Below are 17,886 nucleotides of genomic sequence, written 5' to 3' on the forward strand. Positions count from 1 at the left end.
GTCAGTCCTGCTTCTTGCGGCGGGTGCCGAAGACGATCTCGTCCCAGCTCGGCACCGCCGCGCGGCGGCCCGGCCGGACCCCGTCCGCCTCGGCCTGGCGGTCCGTCGTCCCGGTCAGCCGGTCGCGGTGACCGGCCACCGCCCGGGGCATCAGCACATCCGCGTAAGCCGATCCGGCACCGGCCGACGCGGCGGCCGCGGGCGGTTCGTCCGCCTCGGCCTCCTCCACCACCGCCGGTTCCAGCGCGGGCGGCTCCGGCTGGGAGGGCCGCTCGGGCACCACCATGTCGCCGCGGAAACTGGGCACCGCCTCCAGCAGGCTGGTCAGCGAGTCGCGCTCACCGGCCGGCCCGCCGCTGACGTACTCCTCGGGCTCCGCGGCCGGGGCGGGCCGCTCGATCCCCCGGTCCAGCGGGCGGTCGCGGTCGATCTGGCGGTCCAGGCTCCGGTCCAGCGGCCGGTCGCGCGGCAGCCGGGCGATCCGGGGCACGAACGGGAAGCTCGGCTCGGGCGCGGCGTCGTCGGTCTCGCCGATCAGCGAGCGCGCCTCGTCGTCCACGGCCTGGACCAGCCTGCGCGGCGGGTCGTAACTCCAGCTGGCCGAGTGCGGTTCGCCCGCCACCCGGTAGACCAGCAGGACCTCCCAGGTGCCGTCGTCGCGGCGCCAGGAGTCCCACTGGACGGTCTCCTTGTCGGCGCCGCGCAGCAGAAGACGCTCCTGCACCGCCTCGCCGAGCTGGGGTCCGGTGTTCTCGCCGGGACGGCGCACAGGAGTCTTCCGCGCCCGCTCGGCCATGAACGCGCGCTCCGCGAGCACGGGGCCCTCGAAGCGGCGTACTCGGTCGACGGGGATGCCCGCGAACTGGGCGACCTCCTCCGCGGAGGCACCGGCTCGTATCCGGGCCTGGATGTCGCGGGGCCGGAGGTGGCTCTCCACCTCGATCTCGATCTGGCCGAGCCGCGCGCGGTCGTTGCGGACGGCGGCGCGCAGCCGCTCATCGATCGGAAGCGTGTACTCCGTGCTGTCCGCAGCCTTGAGCACCAGTCGTGTGCCGTCGTTGGAGACGGCAACGACACGCAGTTCGGGCATGGGGACCTCCCGGGTGGTGCCTGCCGACGTCACGTGCGTCGCTGCTTCCGTTAGTCGAGTGTGGCCTGCCCGGGTGCAGCCTGCCACAACCTTGCCAAGTTGCCCGGCGTGTCGGGCGCTCTCCGTGGAACGCCGCCATGACACGGTTACCGATTACGACCAAAGTGACCGATTTGGTCGCTCTGTACGGCAAACTCCCCTGCGATGCCTTGGCGTCGCTGGATCGAGTGCCGCTGTCGGCCCCCTTCCGTAACCACGGAATCCCACGTGGGAGTCCGCCCCAGGGCTCGTCACAGTACTCCATTCGGGCCACCGGGGTGGAGCGGCGCGCCGCTCCAAGTTCTCGTGCGGCACAGGAGTTGGCGTACCCAGTTCTTCGCACATCGGTCGCGTCGCGTGGTGTGCTTCACACAATCGCCGGAAACGGAACTATCCACTTCGCTCATTTGTCCCTTCCTGTTGCAGGGTGGGAGAGATGTCAAGCAGGGACTGGTAATGGTTCAGAAGCCGGAAAGTGACACGGAACCCAAGGAAAGGCGCATAGATCTGAGCGTCCCCCAGGTGGCGGGGAGCGCCGTGGCGGCCGTCGCGGCGGCCGTGCTGGCCTCCCAGCTGGGGGTGTACGGCACGATCGTCGGAGCGGGCGTGATGAGCGTGGTCGCCACCTGCGGCGGCTCGGTCTTCCAGCACTTCTTCCGCCGCACCGGCGAGCAGATCCGCGAGGTGACGGTCCAGGTGACCCACCCGGACGGCCGTCAGGTGACCGCGCACACGAAGGAGACGACCCCCTCGGCGCAGCGGGCCGCCGAGCGGCGGGCCGAGCCGGAGCCCGCCGAGGACGCCACCACGGTGCTCCCCACACTCGACCCCGGCCAGGCCCCCGGAGTGGACCCGGACCCCGAGAGCACCCAGGTGCTGCGGCCCGGCCCCGACCGGACCCAGATGCTGGACCTCGGCGACGCCCGGACCCGGATGCTCCGGGTCCCGCCCGCGCACGAGGCCGCGGTGGACGAGGGCCGTACGCGCCAGCTGCCGCGGGCCGGAGCGGACGACGGCCGTACGCGAGTGCTGCGGCAGGCCGGCCCGGACCCGGCCGGGGACGACGGGGCGTTCGGCGACGGTGTCACCCACGGCACCCGGCTGCGCGGCTGGAAGCGCCCGGTCCTCGCGGCGGCTGTCGTCTTCGGCGTCTCCATGGCGGGGATCACCGCCTACGAGGCGATCGCGGGCAACGACCTGAGCGGCGGCACGGGCACCACCCTCGGCTCCGTCGTCCGCGGCGGCGGCGACCGGGACGCCGGACCGGCCGACCCCACGCCCTCCGGCGGCACCGGCCGGAACGAGGACGGCGATGCGCAGCGGGAGACCCCGGGCGACGGCACCGGTTCCAGCCCGGCCCCGGTGCCGAGCGACGGCGGCGCGAGCCCCGACGCCGGTACGGGCACGGGCGGCGTGGACCCGACCACCGAGCCCACACCGACACCCTCGCGCTCGGGCGGCGGCGACCCCACGTCCGCCCCGACGCCGACCTCCTCGGCCTCCGGGGACGGCGAGACCGGCACTCCCCGGCCGACCGGCACCGCCCCCGGTGCGGGTGAGCCGACTCCGCCCGGCGCCGGGTGACCTCCCGGCGGACCGCGTCGGCCCCGGCCCTCTTCGGAGAGGGCCGGGGCCGTTCGCGTACCGGAAGGCGCCGCCTCAGTCGCCGAGGACCCGCCGCAGGTAGTCGTTGCCGAACACCCGGTCCGGGTCGAGCCGGTCGCGCAGCGTGGTGAACTCGCCGAAGCGCGGGTAGACCCCGGACAGATAGGCCGCGTCCCGTGTGTGGATCTTGCCCCAGTGCGGGCGGCCGGAGTGCGCGGTCATGATCCGCTCGACCGCGGTGAAGTACGAGCGGTGGGGCGTGCCCCGGTAGAGGTGGACGGCGATGTAGGCGCTGTCCCGGCCCGAGGCCGTCGACAGCGTCATGTCGTCGGCGGGCGCGGTGCGCACCTCGACCGGGAAGCTGATCTTCAGCGGGGAGCGTTCGACCATCGCCTTCACCTCCCGCAGCGCCGCCACCGCGTGCTCGCGCGGAACGGCGTACTCCATCTCCACGAACCGCACCCGGCGCGGGCTGGTGAAGACCTTGTACGGGATGTCGGTGTACGTACGCGTCGACAGCGCCCGGCTGGAGAGCCGGGCGATCGAGGGGATCGTCGCCGGGACCGCGCGCCCGAGCGCGCAGGCGACCCGGAAGACCCCGTTGGACAGCAGCTCGTCGTCGACCCAGGCGCTCGCCCTCCCGGGCGGGGCGGCCGGGCCCGCGCTGCGGTTGTTGCGCTTGGTGGTGCAGTTGCCGGTGTGCGGGAACCAGTAGAACTCGAAGTGCTCGTTCTCGGCGACCAGGGCGTCGAAGTCCGCGGTGACCCGGTCGAAGGACATCGGCTCCTCACGGGCCGTCAGCAGGAAGACCGGCTCCACGGCGAGGGTGACGGCGGTGATCACCCCGAGGGCGCCGATGCCGACCCGGGCCGCGGCGAAGACCTCCGGATCCTCCTCGGGCGAGCAGACCCGTACCGTGCCGTCGGCGGTCACCAGCTCCAGGGCGCGGATCTGCGCGGATATCGACCCCGAGTCCCGGCCCGTGCCGTGCGTCCCGGTCGCGGTCGCCCCGGCGATCGTCTGCTCCATGATGTCGCCCATGTTGGTGAGCGAGAGACCCTCACGGGCGAGCGCGGTGTTGAGCCGCTTCAGCGGAGTGCCCGCCTCCACCGTGACGGTCATCCTCGTACGGTCGATGTCCCGGATCCCGGTGAGCAGGTCCGGGCGTATGAGCACCCCGTCGGTGGCGGCCGTCGACGTGAAGGAGTGGCCGGTGCCCACCGGCTTCACCCGCAGCCCGTCCGCCCGCGCCCGGAGCACCACGTCCACCAGCTCGTCCACGGACGCGGGGGAGGCGATCCGGGCGGGCCGGGCGGTGACGGTTCCCGCCCAGTTACGCCACGTGCTCGTCGTCCGTGCGTAGGTGTCGGTCATCTTCCCCGCGCCCTCCCGTAGCGGCCGGCCCGGCCAGCCGGCGGTACCCCAGGAACGCCACCGCCGCCGCGAGCGCTCCCGCCACGGCGGGCACCACGTACCCCGACTCCGCCCCGGCGGCGTCGACCACCCAGCCCGCGGCCGAGGAGCCGAGCGCCACTCCGACCGCGAGCCCGGTACTGGTCCAGGTCATGCCCTCGGTCAGCTTGGTGCGCGGTACGTGCGCCTCGACAAGGGCCATGGTGGTGACCATCGTCGGTGCGATGGCGAGGCCCGCGACAAAGAGCGCCACGGCCAGCAACGGTAGGTTCCCGGCCAGTTGGAGGGGGATCATACTCACGGCCATCGCACAGACACCCAGCAGCCACCTGGTCGCGGGCCTCCCCTTGAGGTGCAGCAGCCCGAACACGGCCCCCGCGAGGCAGGACCCGAGCGCGTACACGGCCAGCACCAGGGAAGCGGCGGCCTGGTGGCCGCGCTCCTCGGCGAAGGCCACGGTCACCACGTCGACGGCGCCGAAGATCGCGCCCGTCGCCACGAACGCCGTCACCAGGACCTGGAGACCGGGGGAGCGCAGCGCTGAGCCGCCGGTGTGCTGGGTCCTGGGGTGCGGCACGGGCTCGGTGGCGCGCTGCGCGGTCAGCCAGAAGACACCGACCAGCAGGAACGCCGCGGCGAGCAGGGGACCCGCCTCCGGGAACCAGGCGGTGGACAGACCGATCGAGATGATCGGCCCGAAGATGAAGCACACCTCGTCCACGATCGACTCCCACGCGTACGCGGTGTGCAGATCGCGGCCGGAACCCCGGTAGATCTCCGCCCAGCGGGCCCGGACCATCGACCCCACGCTCGGCACACAGCCCGCACCCGCCGCGAAGACGAACAGCGTCCAGTCCGGCATCCCCTGCTGGGCGCAGATCAGCAGCCCCGCCACGGCCGCCACCGCGACCAGGGTGAACGGGCGCAGCACCCGCCGCTGCCCGTAGCGGTCCACCAGCCGGGAGATCTGGGGGCCGAAGACCGCCGCCGCCATCGCCAGGGTCGCGGCGAGCGCACCGGCCAGGCCGTAGCGGCCGGTGAGCTGGGAGACCATCGTCACGATGCCGATGCCCATCATGGACAGCGGCATCCGGCCGAGGAAGCCCGCTGCGGAGAACCCCTGCGAACCGGGGGCGGAGAAGATGGCGCGGTAGGGGCTGGGCAAGGGGTACTCCGGTCGTACCTGTCAGGCGTATAGCTGGCTGATACAGCTTACGGCCGGACGGGGCCGCCGGACACCGGATCGCGGGGGCGGCGGGGGAGCGGCCGGGGCGCGCGGAGCCGGGGGTTCCGCCGCCGCCCGGCGGCCCGTCGGATGTCGGTTGCCGCGCTGTCAGCGGCGGGTGGCAGGATCGACGGCATGTCCGATCCGCGCGATCCCGCTCCCTACGACGCCCTGCTGCTGCTCTCCTTCGGCGGCCCCGAGGGCCCGGACGACGTGGTCCCGTTCCTCGCGAACGTGACCCGTGGCCGGGGCATCCCCGAGGAACGCCTCAAGGAGGTCGGCCGGCACTACTTCCTGTTCGGCGGGGTCAGTCCGATCAACGCCCAGAACCGCTCCCTGCTCGACGCCCTGCGCAAGGACCTCGCCGGACACGGCGTGGACATCCCCGTCCACTGGGGCAACCGCAACTGGGCGCCCTACCTGACCGACACCCTGCGCGAGATGACCACCGCCGGTCACCGCCGGATCGCGGTCCTCGCCACCAGCGCCTACGCCTCGTACTCCGGCTGCCGCCAGTACCGCGAGAACCTCGCCGAGTCACTGGCCGTCCTGGAGGACGAGGGGCTGGAGGTGCCGCGGGTCGACAAGCTGCGGCACTACTTCAACCACCCCGGCTTCGTGACGCCCATGGTGGACGGGGTCCTCGCCTCCCTCGCCGACCTCCCCGAGGACGTCCGCGCGGGCGCCCACATCGCGTTCACCACCCACTCCATCCCCACCGCCGCCGCCGACGCCTCCGGTCCCGCCGAGGCGCACGGCGAGGGCGGCGCGTACGTCGCGGAGCATCTGGACGTGGCCCGGCTGATCGTGGAGGCGGTGCGCGAGGCGACCGGCGTCGACCACCCCTGGCAGCTCGTCTACCAGTCCCGCAGCGGCCCCCCGCACATCCCGTGGCTGGAGCCCGACATCTGCGACCACCTGGAGACCCTGCACGGCGAGGGCGTCCCGGCCGTCGTGATGGCCCCCATCGGCTTCGTCTCCGACCACATGGAGGTCCTGTACGACCTGGACACCGAGGCCACCGCCAAGGCCGCCGAGCTGGGTCTGCCGGTCCGCCGGTCCGCGACGGTCGGCGACGACCCGCGGTTCGTCGCCGCCGTACGGGACCTGCTCCTGGAGCGCGCCGAGGCCGAGCGGGGTCTGCCCGTGCGGCCCTGCGCCCTGGGCTCCCTCGGCCCCTCGCACGACCTCTGCCCGGCCGGCTGCTGCCCCGCCCGCGCACCCAAGCCCGCCGCCGCGGGCGCGGACAGCCCGTACGCGTAACCCCCGCGCCCACCCTCGTACACACCCCCCACGCCCCCGCCCTCCGCCGATCCCCTGGGAGCACCGTGACCGACCCCGCCCTGTCCGAGCTGCTCGACCTCGCCCTGGAGGCCGCCCGCCGCGCCGGAGCCCTGCTGCGCGACGGACGCCCCGCCGACCTGGGGGTGGCGGCGACCAAGTCCAGCCCCATCGACGTGGTCACCGAGATGGACATCGCCGCCGAGAAGCTGATCACCGGCTACCTCTCCGAGCGCCGCCCCGACGACGGCTTCCTCGGCGAGGAGGGGGCCAGCTCCCCGGGCAGCACCGGCATCCGCTGGGTCATCGACCCGCTGGACGGCACCGTGAACTACCTCTACGGGCTGCCCACCTGGTCCGTCTCCATCGCCGCCGAACGCGACGGCGAACGCGTCGTGGGCGTCGTCGCGGCGCCGATGCGCGGCGAGACCTTCCAGGCGGTCCTGGGCGGCGGCGCGTACCTGAACGGCGACGCCGTGCGCTGCCGCCCCGCCGCGCCGCTCGACCAGGCCCTCGTCTCGACCGGCTTCAACTACGTCGCCCACGTCCGCGCCCACCAGGCGGACGTGGCCCAGCGGCTGATCCCGAGGCTCCGGGACATCCGGCGCGGCGGCTCGGCGGCCGTGGACCTCTGCGACGTGGCGGCGGGCCGGCTGGACGGCTACTACGAACGCGGACTGCACCCCTGGGACCTGGCGGCGGGAGACCTGATCGCCCGTGAGGCGGGCGCGCTGACCGGCGGCCGCCCCGGGCTGCCCGCCGACGGCGACCTGACCGTGGCCGCGACCCCCGGCGTCTTCGAGCCGTTGCAGGCCGCGCTGGACGAGCTGGGCGCCTGGCACGACTGACCCCCGAGCCCCCGGCCGGTGCTCGGGGAGCGGCACAGCGGCACGGCACAGCAGAGGGCCCCGGACGCCTGGACAGCGCCCGGGGCCCCTCGCCGTTCGGTTCAGACGGTCGTGGCGCCGATCTCCACGCCGTGTTCGGCGGCCAGGCGGTGCAGGTCGTCCAGCTCGCCCTGCTCGACATCGGCCAGATAGTCGTCGCCGTCCTCGCGCGCCCGCGTGAGGTCGGACTCGGTCGTCTTGATGCGTTGCAGCAGACCTGCGGTGAAAGCGTCCATGATGCGCCCCCTCATCGTGGGTCGGTGGCACGGGGGTGTGCCCGGGATTCCTCCGGCGCGGCGGCCGGAGGGGCGGGTGATCTCGCCGCTGCCCCGGGGAAAGGAGCGGGTCGTGGCAGGCCACGTGACGGGCGTGATCGCGGGTGTGCACCCCTCATCCCCATGGCCGACCTCAGGGAAACCTCAACTGACCGGTAGATCCGCCGCCTTCCCCTGGGCGGTTCGCCCCCGCGCCGCCTTACCGCCGGTTTATACGCGTTGCGGGCAGGATGGGAGCCCACGGTCGGCCTTCTCGGGAGCTGTTCCCTGGGTGAATCCGTGGTGAATCCGAAGAAGGACCTAAGGAAGGACTGCGCTGTGCGCGTACTCGTCGTCGAGGACGAGCAGCTGCTCGCCGATGCGGTGGCCACCGGGCTGCGCCGGGAGGCCATGGCCGTCGACGTCGTCTACGACGGTGCCGCGGCCCTGGAGCGCATCGGGGTCAACGACTACGACGTCGTCGTGCTGGACCGGGACCTCCCGGTGGTGCACGGCGACGACGTCTGCCGCAAGGTCGTCGAGCTCGGCATGCCCACCCGGGTGCTCATGCTCACCGCGTCCGGCGACGTCAGCGACCGGGTCGAGGGCCTGGAGCTGGGCGCCGACGACTATCTCCCCAAGCCCTTCGCCTTCAGCGAGCTGACCGCCCGGGTGCGCGCCCTGGGCCGCCGTACGACGGTCGCGCTGCCGCCCGTCCTGGAGCGCGCCGGCATCAAGCTCGACCCGAACCGCCGCGAGGTCTTCCGGAACGAGGCGGAGATCCAGCTCGCCCCGAAGGAGTTCGCGGTGCTGGAGGTCCTGATGCGCAGCGAGGGCGCGGTGGTCTCGGCCGAGCAGCTGCTGGAGAAGGCGTGGGACGAGAACACCGACCCCTTCACCAACGTGGTGCGGGTGACGGTCATGACCCTGCGCCGCAAGCTCGGTGAACCGCCCGTCATCGTCACGGTGCCCGGCTCCGGATACCGGATCTGAGGACCATGGCCACCACCTCCGAGCCCCCCGCGGCGCCTCCGAAGCCCACCTGGGAGCCCAAGCCACCCGAGCCCCCGTACCCCTGGCTGCGCCCGACCATCCGGATACGGCTCACCCTGCTCTACGGGGGGATGTTCCTGATCGCGGGCATCCTGCTGCTCTCGATCATCTACATGCTGGCCGCGCAGGCCCTGCACGTCGGCAACGAGCTGCCCTTCAAGCTGCTGCCCGACAGCAAGATCCAGCTCACCAACAACGCCTGCCCGGCCCTCACCCCGGGCCTCTCGGCGGACGAGGCGAACGCGGCGCTCAAGGCGTGCAACGGGGAGCAGCGCCAGCAGGCCCTGGACACCCTGCTCAACCGCTCGCTGCTCGCCCTGGTCGGGCTCAGCGTGATCGCGTTCGCCTTCGGTTACGCCATGGCGGGCCGTGTCCTGTCCCCGCTCGGCCGGATCACCCGCACCGCCCGCCGGGTGGCCGGGACCGATCTCAGCAGGCGGATCGAGCTGGACGGCCCGGACGACGAGCTGAAGGAGCTGGCGGACACCTTCGACGACATGCTGGACCGGCTGGAGCGGGCCTTCACCGCGCAGCAGCGGTTCGTCGGCAACGCCTCGCACGAGCTGCGCACGCCGCTGGCGATCAACCGCACGCTGCTGGAGGTCCACCTCTCCGACCCCGGGGCGCCGCCCGAGCTGCACCAGCTCGGCAAGACGCTCCTGGCCACCAACGAGCGCAGCGAGCAGCTGGTCGAAGGGCTGCTGCTGCTGGCCCGCAGCGACAACCAGATCGTGGAGCGCAAACCGGTCGACCTCGCCGAGGTCGCCGAGCGCGCCATCGACCAGGCGCGGGCCGAGGCGGTGGCGCGGCACGTCGAGATCCGCGGCGAGCGGGCCGGGGCCGTCGTCCAGGGCAACGGCGTCCTGCTGGAGCGGATCGCGCTGAACCTCGTCCAGAACGCCGTCCGCTACAACGTGCCCGAGGGCGGCTGGGTGGACGTCACCACCGAGCTCCAGCAGGGGCAGGCCGTGCTCGTCGTCTCCAACACCGGCCCGATGGTCCCGGCGTACGAGATCGACAACCTCTTCGAGCCCTTCACCCGGCTCCGTACGGAGCGCACGGGCAGCGACAAGGGGGTCGGGCTCGGCCTGTCGATCGCCCGGTCCGTCGCGCGGGCCCACGGAGGCCGTATCATCGCGGAGCCCCGCGAGGGCGGCGGTCTCATGATGCGCGTCACTCTTCCGGTCTGAGGAGCGGTGGGAACTGATGTCGCCCCTGATCCTCGTGTTCGCTTTGGGCGGAAATTTCAGAATCCGGCCCCGGGCGATTCGTGTGTGATCGATCACAGAGGCGTTCCGTGGGCCATCTACTCTCCGTGATCACGAATCCTTCGGAAACCCGGTAAACGCCCGAGTTTTCGTGGATCGTCATTACGGGAAGTAAACGGGGTGGCGCCCGTGAGCGGCACACCCGGGACCGTGTACGGTCCCCCTCGCCACCCAAGCCGAGTCTCCCTGAGACGTCCGGTTGGGTGTCGATTGAGTAACAGACCTTGATGTGAGGCAAAATCTCCGCCTCAGGTCGGGCACAAGTCCGGCCTCTCATGCGTTACGTGCGCTGAGACACCTATGAACCCAAGAGGGGGAGAGCGACATGGCAACGGACTACGACACCCCACGCAAGACCGACGACGACGTCGACCAGGACAGCCTCGAAGAGCTCAAGGCACGCCGGAGCGACAAGACGGCGTCCGCCGTCGACGTCGACGAGTTCGACGCCGCCGAGGGCCTGGAACTGCCCGGCGCGGACCTCTCCAACGAGGAGCTGGCCGTCCGGGTGCTGCCCAAGCAGGCGGACGAGTTCACCTGCATGAGCTGCTTCCTGGTCCACCACCGCAGCCAGCTGGCCCGCGAGAAGAACGGTCAGCCCATCTGCCGCGACTGCGACTGAGACCGGGTCGGCCGTGGCAGACACACCGTTCCGGAAGCGGCGCCCCTGGCGTCGGCACGGCCCGGAGGCACACCAGGGCGGTACGAGCGGCACAGGCCCGGCGGAAGGCGCCCACGCCCCCGCCGAGCGGTCCGCCACCGCGTCGGACGCCTCCGGTATCCCCGACGGCGAGCGAGGCCGGCCGGCCTCGCTCGATGGGGCCCCGGCCCCGGTGGACCGGCCGGACACGGACGAGCAGGACCAGGCGGGGCCCACGACCGGGGCAGGCCGCCTGAACGCGGTGAGACGGGGGGTACGCAAGGGCGGGGAGAGCGCGAAGGCGATGGCCGGCCAACTGGCCGACCGGATCATCGAGACAGCTCCCCGCGTCCCGGTGCGCGACCTCGCCACCCTCCGGCAGCAGTTCCCCGGGCTGGGGCCCGAGGAACTGGCCGACAAGCTGGTCACGGGGGCCTGCCGGGGTACCGCGACCGTCGGCGCGGGCATCGGGGCCGCCGCCATGATGCCCGTACCGCCCGCCATGCTCGCCGAGCTGGCGGCGGAGGTCACCGGCGTCGCCGCGATCGAGATGAAGCTCGTCGCCGAGCTCCACGAGGTCTACGGCCTGCGCCCGCCCGGCAATCTCGGCCAGCGCAGCACCGCGTACCTGACCGCCTGGACGGAGGAGCGCGGCATCGACGTCACGCGTCCCACCACGCTCAACGCGGCCCTGGGCGGTCAGATGAAGCGCGAGCTGCGCCAGCAGATCATGAAGCGCATGGCGCGCAATCTGCCCAACCTGATCCCGTTCATGGTCGGCGCCGCCGTCGGCGCCACGATGAACCGCCGCGACACCCGCAAGCTCGCCGACCGGGTCCGCGGCGACCTGCGCAAGCAGCAGATCCCCTGGGACCGGCTGAGTGAGCTGCCGCCGCTGGAGCAGCCCGCGCTGCCCGCCCCGCTCCCCAAGGAGATCGAGGGGCCCTGACCCCTTCGAACCCCCCGGTCGTCAGGTCGCCGGTACGGCGCTCAGCGCCGCCGCCAGGCCCTGCGGGTCGCGGGTGGAGAGATAGATGTACGGCGTGGGGTCCTGCGGGTCGGTGACCTCCACCCGTACCGCCGTCTCCACATAGCTGCGCATCAGCATGAAGGCGCGCGCGTCCGCCCGGTACGTACGCCAGGCCCGCGCCTCCTCGGCGTCCAGCGCCTCGGGCTCCCCGAGCGCCGACAGCGGAATCCGCGCGTCCCCCGCCACCAGCGCACCGGCGACCACCCGGATCCGTGCGGAGCCGTAAGCGCTCACCGCGAGCGCCGCCGCGGCGGTGCCGCCCACCAGTCCGGCGAGCAGCGGCAGCGTACCGAGCGGCAGGAGCATCAGCGCACACGCGAGACCGACGCCCACGGCGATGAACCACCAGGACCGGGGAGCGGTGAGACGTTCGTCGAAGGCGGGAGCGGAAGGCTGCATGGAGCCAAGCTTGGCACGGCGTCCCCGGTGCTCCACCGCGCGGGTAAGGTCTGCGCCTGTGAGTGGAACATCAGCAGCTCTGACACCCCCGGCCGACGCCGCGGTGCCCGTCCGGCACCCCGGCGCGCCCGCCCCCGGGGAACTCCTCGGGGCGCACTACGAACACTGTTTCGGCTGCGGCGGGGAACAGCCGCACGGACTGCACCTCCAGGCGCGGGCCGGTGAGGGCGTGAGCGTCACCGCCGAGTTCACCGTGAAGCCCGCCCACCAGGGGGCCCCCGGCCTCGCCCACGGCGGCGTCCTCGCCACCGCGCTGGACGAGACCCTCGGCTCGCTGAGCTGGCTGCTGCGCACCATCGCGGTCACCGGACGGCTGGAGACCGACTTCGTACGGCCGGTCCCCGTGGACACCGTGCTGCACCTCGACGCCCGGATCACCGCCGTGCACGGCCGGAAGATCTACTCCACGGCCACCGGCCGGATCGGCGGGCCCGAGGGCCCCGTGGCGGTCCGGGCCGACGCCCTCTTCATCGAGGTCAAGGTCGACCACTTCACCGAGAACGGCCGCCCCGCCGATATCCAGGCCGCCATGTCCGACCCCGACCAGGTCAGGCGCGCCCGCGCCTTCGAGGTGAACCCCTGATGCGCAGTCCTGTCGACGTACTGATCCGCCTGCTCGACCCGGAGGTTCCCGTTCCGGCGTACGGGCACCCGGGGGACGCCGGGGCCGACCTGGTGACCACCGAGGCCGCCGAACTCGCCCCCGGCGAGCGCGTGGTGCTGCCCACCGGCGTCTCGATCGCGCTCCCCGACGGGTACGCCGCGTTCGTGCACCCGCGCTCGGGCCTCGCGGCCCGCTGCGGAGTGGCCCTCGTGAATGCCCCGGGGACGGTGGATGCCGGGTACCGTGGGGAGATCAAGGTGATCGTGGTCAACCTCGACCCGCGCGAGAGCGTGCGATTCGAACGGTTCGACCGGATTGCCCAGTTGGTTGTCCAGCAGGTCGAGAAGGTGCGCTTCCACGAGGTGGCGGAACTTCCCGGCTCGGCGCGGGCCGAAGGGGGCTTCGGGTCCACCGGCGGCCATGCGTCGGTGGACGTCGCCGAGGGCGGGATCACCCACGGTGGGAACAGCTACGCTTCGGTCGTATCCGACCGGGAAGGACAGTGACGTGTTCGGACGTCGCAAGAAGAGTGGTTCCGCCGAGGACGCGGCGGACGAGGTGCGCGAGGCCGAGCAGGTCGACGAGCTCGACGGTGCCGACGGGGACACCCGCCGCCGGATGAACCTGCCCCCGGCCCCCCGGCCGGACGGGCCCTGGGACAGCACCGAGGTCTCCCAGCCCGGCGAGGGCCGGGTCGACCTGGGCGGCATCTTCGTCCCCGGCGTCGAGGGCATGGAGCTGCGCGTCGAGGTGGCCGGGGACGCGATCGTCGCCGCCACCGTGGTGCTGCGCGACAGCGCGGTCCAGTTGCAGGCCTTCGCCGCCCCCAAGAAGGAGGGCATCTGGGGCGAGGTCCGCGAGGAGATCGCCTCGGGCATCACCCAGCAGGGCGGCGTCATCGACGAGGTCGAGGGCCCGCTGGGCTGGGAGCTGCGGGCCCAGGTCCCGGTGCAGCTCCCGGACGGTACGGGCGGGGTGCAGCTGGTGCGCTTCATCGGCGTCGACGGGCCGCGCTGGTTCCTGCGCGGTGTGATCTCCGGTCAGGGCGCCGTCCAGCCGGAGGCGGCGGGCCTGCTGGAGACGATTTTCCGGGACACCGTGGTCGTCCGCGGCGAGGGCCCGATGGCCCCCCGCGACCCGATCGTCCTCAAGCTCCCCAACGACGCCCAGATGGTGCCCGAGGGTGTGCAGCAGGAGGACCAGGAGAACTCCAAGTTCTCCGGCGGCATGGGCCAGCTCCAGCGCGGCCCCGAGATCACCGAGGTCCGCTAGGGGGCGTCGTCGAACCGCTGCCTGCCGCGCGGCGTTCGACGACACCCCCCAGCCCCCGCGCTGCCCCGCACCACGGCGAAGGCCGGCGGGCCGCACCCCCTTCCCGGGTGCGGCCCACCGGCCTTCGCACGTACCGGCCGCCGGCCATTGCCCGGCTGTGTGCCGTACGCACATACTTGGCGGGCCGCGGCGTGGGCCGGGCAGCGACGACGGGGGAGCGGCATGACCGAGAGCACCAGCGGGCAGTCCGGCACGGTCCTGGCCGAGGACTCCGCCCGCACGGTCATGGTCCGGGTCGAGGAGCTGCACCGCTCCTACGGCAGCGGCGCCGGGGCCGTGCACGCCCTGCGCGGGGTCTCCTTCGAGATTGCCCGCGGCGAGCTGGTCGCGCTCAAGGGCCGCTCCGGCTCGGGCAAGACCACCCTGCTCAACCTGGTCGGCGGCCTGGACACCCCGGACGGGGGCCGGATCACCGTCGACGGCACCGAGCTGGCCGGACTGGGGGAGAAGGGCCTGCTGGAGCTCCGCCGCGACCGGGTCGGCTTCATCTTCCAGTCCTTCGGCCTGATCCCGATCCTCACGGCGGCCGAGAACGTCGGCGTACCCCTGCGGCTGCGCAAGGCCGACCCGGCCGAGCGCGAGGAGCGGGTCGCGCTGCTGCTCTCCCTCGTGGGCCTCGCCGACCACGCCGAGCAGCGCCCCGGCGAGCTCTCCGGCGGCCAGCAGCAGCGCGTCGCCATCGCCCGCGCCCTCGCCAACCGCCCCGCCCTCCTGATCGCCGACGAACCCACCGGCCAGCTGGACGCCGAGACCGGGCTCGCCGTGATGGAACTGCTCCGCGCGGTCGTCCGCAGCGAGAACGTCACCGCCCTCGTCGCCACCCACGACCCCCAGCTGCTGGGCCTGGCCGACCGGGTCCTGGAGCTGGGCGACGGCCACCTCCTCGAACAGGTCTGACCTCGTCGAACGGCCCCGGCGGCGCATCAGGGTTCCGTCAATACGCCCCTCGCCCCTGCCGTCGGGTACCGGACCACGCCTTCGGGCGGAGTAGCGTCGAAGGCGGCAGCCGTAGCGGGTGCCACCGGCCGTCGTCGTGACTCCGCCGGGCGGAGGAAGACAATGGGGCCATGGGACGCGGCATATTCCGGATCTACCTGGGCGCGGCACCGGGCGTCGGCAAGACGTACGCGATGCTCAGCGAGGCCCACCGCAGGGTCGAGCGCGGCACCGACTGCGTGGTGGCCCAGGTGGAGCACTACGGAAGGCCCCGCACCGAAGCCCTGCTGAACGGTCTGGAGCAGGTCCCACGCCGCGAGATCGTCCACCGTTCGGCGGTATGCACCGAGATGGACGTGGACGCGGTCCTGGAGCGCGCCCCGGCCGTGGCCCTGGTGGACGAGCTGGCGCACACCAACGTCCCCGGGTCGCGGAACGGGAAGCGCTGGCAGGACGTCGAGGAGCTGCTGAAGGCCGGGATCGATGTCATATCGACGGTCAACATCCAGCACTTGGAATCGCTCGGCGACGTCGTGGAGTCGATCACGGGCGTAAGGCAGCGGGAGACGGTGCCCGACGAGGTGGTGCGCCGGGCCGACCAGATCGAGCTGGTCGACATGTCGCCCCAGGCGCTGCGGCGGCGGATGGCGCACGGCAACATCTACCAGCCGGACAAGCTGGACGCGGCGCTGTCCAACTACTTCCGGCCCGGCAACCTCACGGCCCTGCGGGAGCTGGCGCTGCTGTGGACGGCGGACCGGGTCGACGAGTACCTCCAGCAGTACCGGGGCGAGCACGACATCCGCACCACCTGGCAGGCCCGCGAGCGCATCGTCGTCGGACTGACCGGCGGGCCCGAGGGCCGCACCCTGATCCGCCGCGCCGCCCGGATGGCGGCGAAGGGCTCCGGCAGCGAGATCCTCGCCGTCTACATCGCCCGCAGCGACGGCCTGACCTCCGCGTCCCCGAAGGAGCTGGCCCTCCAGCGCACCCTGGTCGAGGACCTCGGCGGCACCTTCCACCACGTCATCGGGGACGACATCCCCGCGGCCCTGCTGGAGTTCGCCCGCGGCGTCAACGCCACCCAGATCGTGCTGGGCTCCAGCCGCCGCAAGACCTGGCAGTACATCTACGGACCCGGGGTCGGCGCGACCGTGGCCCGGGAGTCCGGGCCCGACCTCGACGTCCACATCGTCACCCACGGCGAGGTCGCCAAGGGCCGCGGGCTGCCGATCGCCCGGGGAGCCCGGCTCGGCCGCGCCCGTATCCTCTGGGGCTGGCTCGTCGGGGTCGGCGGCTCCGTCCTGCTGGCGCTGGTGCTGCGCGGCATGGAGGACGCCCCCGGCCTCGCCAACGACGTCCTGCTGTTCCTCTTCCTGACGGTGGCGGCGGCCCTGCTCGGCGGACTGCGGCCCGCCCTCGCCTCGGCGGCCGTCGGCTGCATGCTGCTGAACTACTGGTTCACCCCGCCCACCCACACCCTGACCGTCCAGGACCCGGAGAACTTCGTCGCCATCGTGATCTTCTTCGCGGTGGCGGTGGCCGTCTCCTCCGTGGTGGACCTGGCGGCCCGCCGTACCCACCAGGCCGCCCGGCTGCGCGCCGAGTCGGAGATCCTGTCCTTCCTCGCGGGCAGCGTGCTGCGCGGCGAGACCGCCCTGGACGCCCTGCTGGAGCGGGTCCGCGAGACCTTCGCGATGGAGTCCGTGGCCCTGCTGGAGCGCAGCAGCGACGTGGAGCCCTGGACCTGCGCCGGGTCGGTCGGCCCCGCCCCGGTCACCCGCCCCGAGGACGCCGACGTGGACATGCCGGTCGGCGACAACATGGCCCTCGCGCTGTCCGGCCGGGTGCTGCCCGCCGAGGACCGCCGGGTGCTCGGCGCGTTCGCCGCCCAGGCGGCCGTCGTCCTGGACCGCCAGCGGCTGGTCTGGGAGGCGGACCAGGCCCGTCGGCTGGCCGAGGGCAACCGGATCCGGACGGCCCTGCTCGCCGCCGTCAGCCACGACCTGCGCACCCCGCTGGCCGGGATCAAGGCGGCCGTCAGCTCGCTGCGCTCCGACGACGTCGCCTGGTCCGAGGAGGACGAGGCGGAGCTCCTCGAAGGCATCGAGGACGGCGCCGACCGGCTCGACCACCTGGTCGGCAACCTGCTGGACATGTCCCGCCTCCAGACCGGCACGGTGACCCCGCTGATCCGCGAGATCGACCTCGACGAGGTGGTCCCCATGGCGCTCGGCGGGGTTCCCGAGGGCAGCGTCGAACTGGACATCCCCGAGACGCTGCCCATGGTCGCCGTCGACCCGGGCCTGCTGGAGCGGGTCGTCGCCAACATCGTGGAGAACGCCGTGAAGTACCACCCCGGCCGGGAGCCCGTCCTGGTGGCCGCCAGCACCCTCGGCGGCCGGGTCGAGCTGCGGGTGGTCGACCGCGGCCGGGGCGTCCCCGACGAGGCCAAGGGGCGCATCTTCGAACCGTTCCAGCGGTACGGGGACGCCCCGCGCGGCGCCGGAGTGGGCCTCGGGCTCGCCGTCTCCCGGGGCTTCGCCGAGGCGATGGGCGGCACCCTCGACGCGGAGGACACCCCGGGCGGCGGACTCACCATGGTGCTGACCCTCGCCGCGGCGCCGGGCGGCGCCCGCGCCGACCCCGGCCTCACCGCCCAGGTCACCCCATGACGTACGCCGCCCGCCCCGGGGACTCCCCGCCCCGCTCCCGTACGGACAGCCCCGCTCTCCGCCACGACAGCCCCGCTTCCCGGCACGGGACCCCC

17 protein-coding genes are annotated in these 17,886 nt (G+C 73.0%); 12 read left to right on the plus strand and 5 right to left on the minus strand.

Annotated elements, in window-relative coordinates:
• Position 1 precedes the first annotated feature (1 nt).
• Positions 2–1,090, minus strand: a complete 1,089-nt coding sequence (gene sepH / locus ACIRRU_RS11675) for a septation protein SepH (protein ID WP_403678876.1) — start codon at positions 1,088–1,090, stop codon at positions 2–4.
• Between the two features lie 495 nt (positions 1,091–1,585).
• On the opposite strand from sepH, the gene ACIRRU_RS11680 reads away from it, so the two are divergent.
• Entirely contained in the window at positions 1,586–2,713 is a 1,128-nt protein-coding gene (locus tag ACIRRU_RS11680) for a hypothetical protein (RefSeq protein ID WP_403678878.1), read from the plus strand.
• Between the two features lie 75 nt (positions 2,714–2,788).
• Here the strand turns inward: ACIRRU_RS11680 and ACIRRU_RS11685 are convergent, their stop codons facing one another.
• Together ACIRRU_RS11685 and ACIRRU_RS11690 are read right to left on the minus strand one after the other, a co-directional pair.
• Entirely contained in the window at positions 2,789–4,108 is a 1,320-nt protein-coding gene (locus ACIRRU_RS11685; protein ID WP_403678880.1) for a D-arabinono-1,4-lactone oxidase, read from the minus strand.
• Positions 4,068–5,312: an MFS transporter gene (locus ACIRRU_RS11690; RefSeq protein WP_363201777.1), complete on the minus strand. Its 1,245-nt coding sequence runs from the start codon at positions 5,310–5,312 to the stop codon at positions 4,068–4,070. Before ACIRRU_RS11690 ends, ACIRRU_RS11685 begins: the two co-directional genes overlap by 41 nt.
• A 195-nt stretch (positions 5,313–5,507) precedes the next feature.
• Between ACIRRU_RS11690 and ACIRRU_RS11695 the strand changes: the two genes are divergently transcribed.
• Both ACIRRU_RS11695 and ACIRRU_RS11700 read left to right on the plus strand, forming a co-directional pair.
• Positions 5,508–6,635, plus strand: a complete 1,128-nt coding sequence (locus ACIRRU_RS11695) for a ferrochelatase (RefSeq protein ID WP_403678882.1) — start codon at positions 5,508–5,510, stop codon at positions 6,633–6,635.
• 65 nt (positions 6,636–6,700) lie between these two features.
• Complete coding sequence (locus ACIRRU_RS11700) at positions 6,701–7,501, plus strand: inositol monophosphatase family protein (protein WP_403678884.1); 801 nt, start codon at positions 6,701–6,703, stop codon at positions 7,499–7,501.
• Positions 7,502–7,602: 101 nt separating this feature from the next.
• Here ACIRRU_RS11700 and ACIRRU_RS11705 read toward each other — a convergent pair whose 3' ends face one another.
• Positions 7,603–7,776: a hypothetical protein gene (locus tag ACIRRU_RS11705; RefSeq protein WP_363201774.1), complete on the minus strand. Its 174-nt coding sequence runs from the start codon at positions 7,774–7,776 to the stop codon at positions 7,603–7,605.
• Between the two features lie 357 nt (positions 7,777–8,133).
• On the opposite strand from ACIRRU_RS11705, the gene ACIRRU_RS11710 reads away from it, so the two are divergent.
• From ACIRRU_RS11710 to ACIRRU_RS11725, 4 genes are all read left to right on the plus strand, one after another.
• Positions 8,134–8,787 carry a response regulator transcription factor gene (locus tag ACIRRU_RS11710; RefSeq protein WP_363201773.1) on the plus strand — a complete coding sequence of 218 codons (654 nt, stop codon included), beginning with the start codon at positions 8,134–8,136 and terminating at the stop codon, positions 8,785–8,787.
• Positions 8,788–8,792: 5 nt separating this feature from the next.
• Positions 8,793–10,037, plus strand: coding sequence for a sensor histidine kinase (locus tag ACIRRU_RS11715; protein WP_403678886.1), 1,245 nt, complete (start codon positions 8,793–8,795; stop codon positions 10,035–10,037).
• Positions 10,038–10,440: 403 nt separating this feature from the next.
• Complete coding sequence (locus ACIRRU_RS11720; RefSeq protein WP_003965732.1) at positions 10,441–10,737, plus strand: DUF4193 domain-containing protein; 297 nt, start codon at positions 10,441–10,443, stop codon at positions 10,735–10,737.
• 13 nt (positions 10,738–10,750) lie between these two features.
• A complete protein-coding gene (locus ACIRRU_RS11725; RefSeq protein ID WP_403678888.1) occupies positions 10,751–11,704 on the plus strand; it encodes a hypothetical protein in 954 nt (317 codons plus the stop codon).
• A 21-nt stretch (positions 11,705–11,725) separates the two neighbouring features.
• On the opposite strand, the gene ACIRRU_RS11730 is transcribed toward ACIRRU_RS11725, so the two are convergent.
• The gene (locus ACIRRU_RS11730) at positions 11,726–12,184 is read right to left on the minus strand and encodes a DUF3093 domain-containing protein (RefSeq protein ID WP_403678890.1); all 459 of its coding nucleotides are present in this window, start codon (positions 12,182–12,184) and stop codon (positions 11,726–11,728) included.
• Positions 12,185–12,242: 58 nt separating this feature from the next.
• Between ACIRRU_RS11730 and ACIRRU_RS11735 the strand changes: the two genes are divergently transcribed.
• The 5 genes from ACIRRU_RS11735 (at position 12,243) to ACIRRU_RS11755 (ending at position 17,791) form a co-directional block, all read left to right on the plus strand.
• Complete coding sequence (locus ACIRRU_RS11735; protein ID WP_363201769.1) at positions 12,243–12,827, plus strand: PaaI family thioesterase; 585 nt, start codon at positions 12,243–12,245, stop codon at positions 12,825–12,827.
• Positions 12,827–13,354 carry a dUTP diphosphatase gene (gene dut, locus ACIRRU_RS11740; protein WP_363201768.1) on the plus strand — a complete coding sequence of 176 codons (528 nt, stop codon included), beginning with the start codon at positions 12,827–12,829 and terminating at the stop codon, positions 13,352–13,354. Before ACIRRU_RS11735 ends, dut begins: the two co-directional genes overlap by 1 nt.
• A 1-nt stretch (position 13,355) precedes the next feature.
• Positions 13,356–14,120, plus strand: a complete 765-nt coding sequence (locus ACIRRU_RS11745; RefSeq protein ID WP_363201767.1) for a DUF3710 domain-containing protein — start codon at positions 13,356–13,358, stop codon at positions 14,118–14,120.
• A gap of 222 nt (positions 14,121–14,342) precedes the next feature.
• On the plus strand, positions 14,343–15,077 hold the full coding sequence (locus ACIRRU_RS11750) for an ABC transporter ATP-binding protein (RefSeq protein WP_403678892.1): 735 nt from the start codon (positions 14,343–14,345) through the stop codon (positions 15,075–15,077).
• A 170-nt stretch (positions 15,078–15,247) separates the two neighbouring features.
• The gene (locus ACIRRU_RS11755) at positions 15,248–17,791 is read left to right on the plus strand and encodes a DUF4118 domain-containing protein (RefSeq protein ID WP_403678894.1); all 2,544 of its coding nucleotides are present in this window, start codon (positions 15,248–15,250) and stop codon (positions 17,789–17,791) included.
• Positions 17,792–17,886 lie beyond the last annotated feature (95 nt).

The sequence above is a fragment of the Streptomyces sp. NPDC101181 genome (genome assembly GCF_044767975.1).
In the GTDB taxonomy this organism is placed as follows: domain Bacteria; phylum Actinomycetota; class Actinomycetes; order Streptomycetales; family Streptomycetaceae; genus Streptomyces.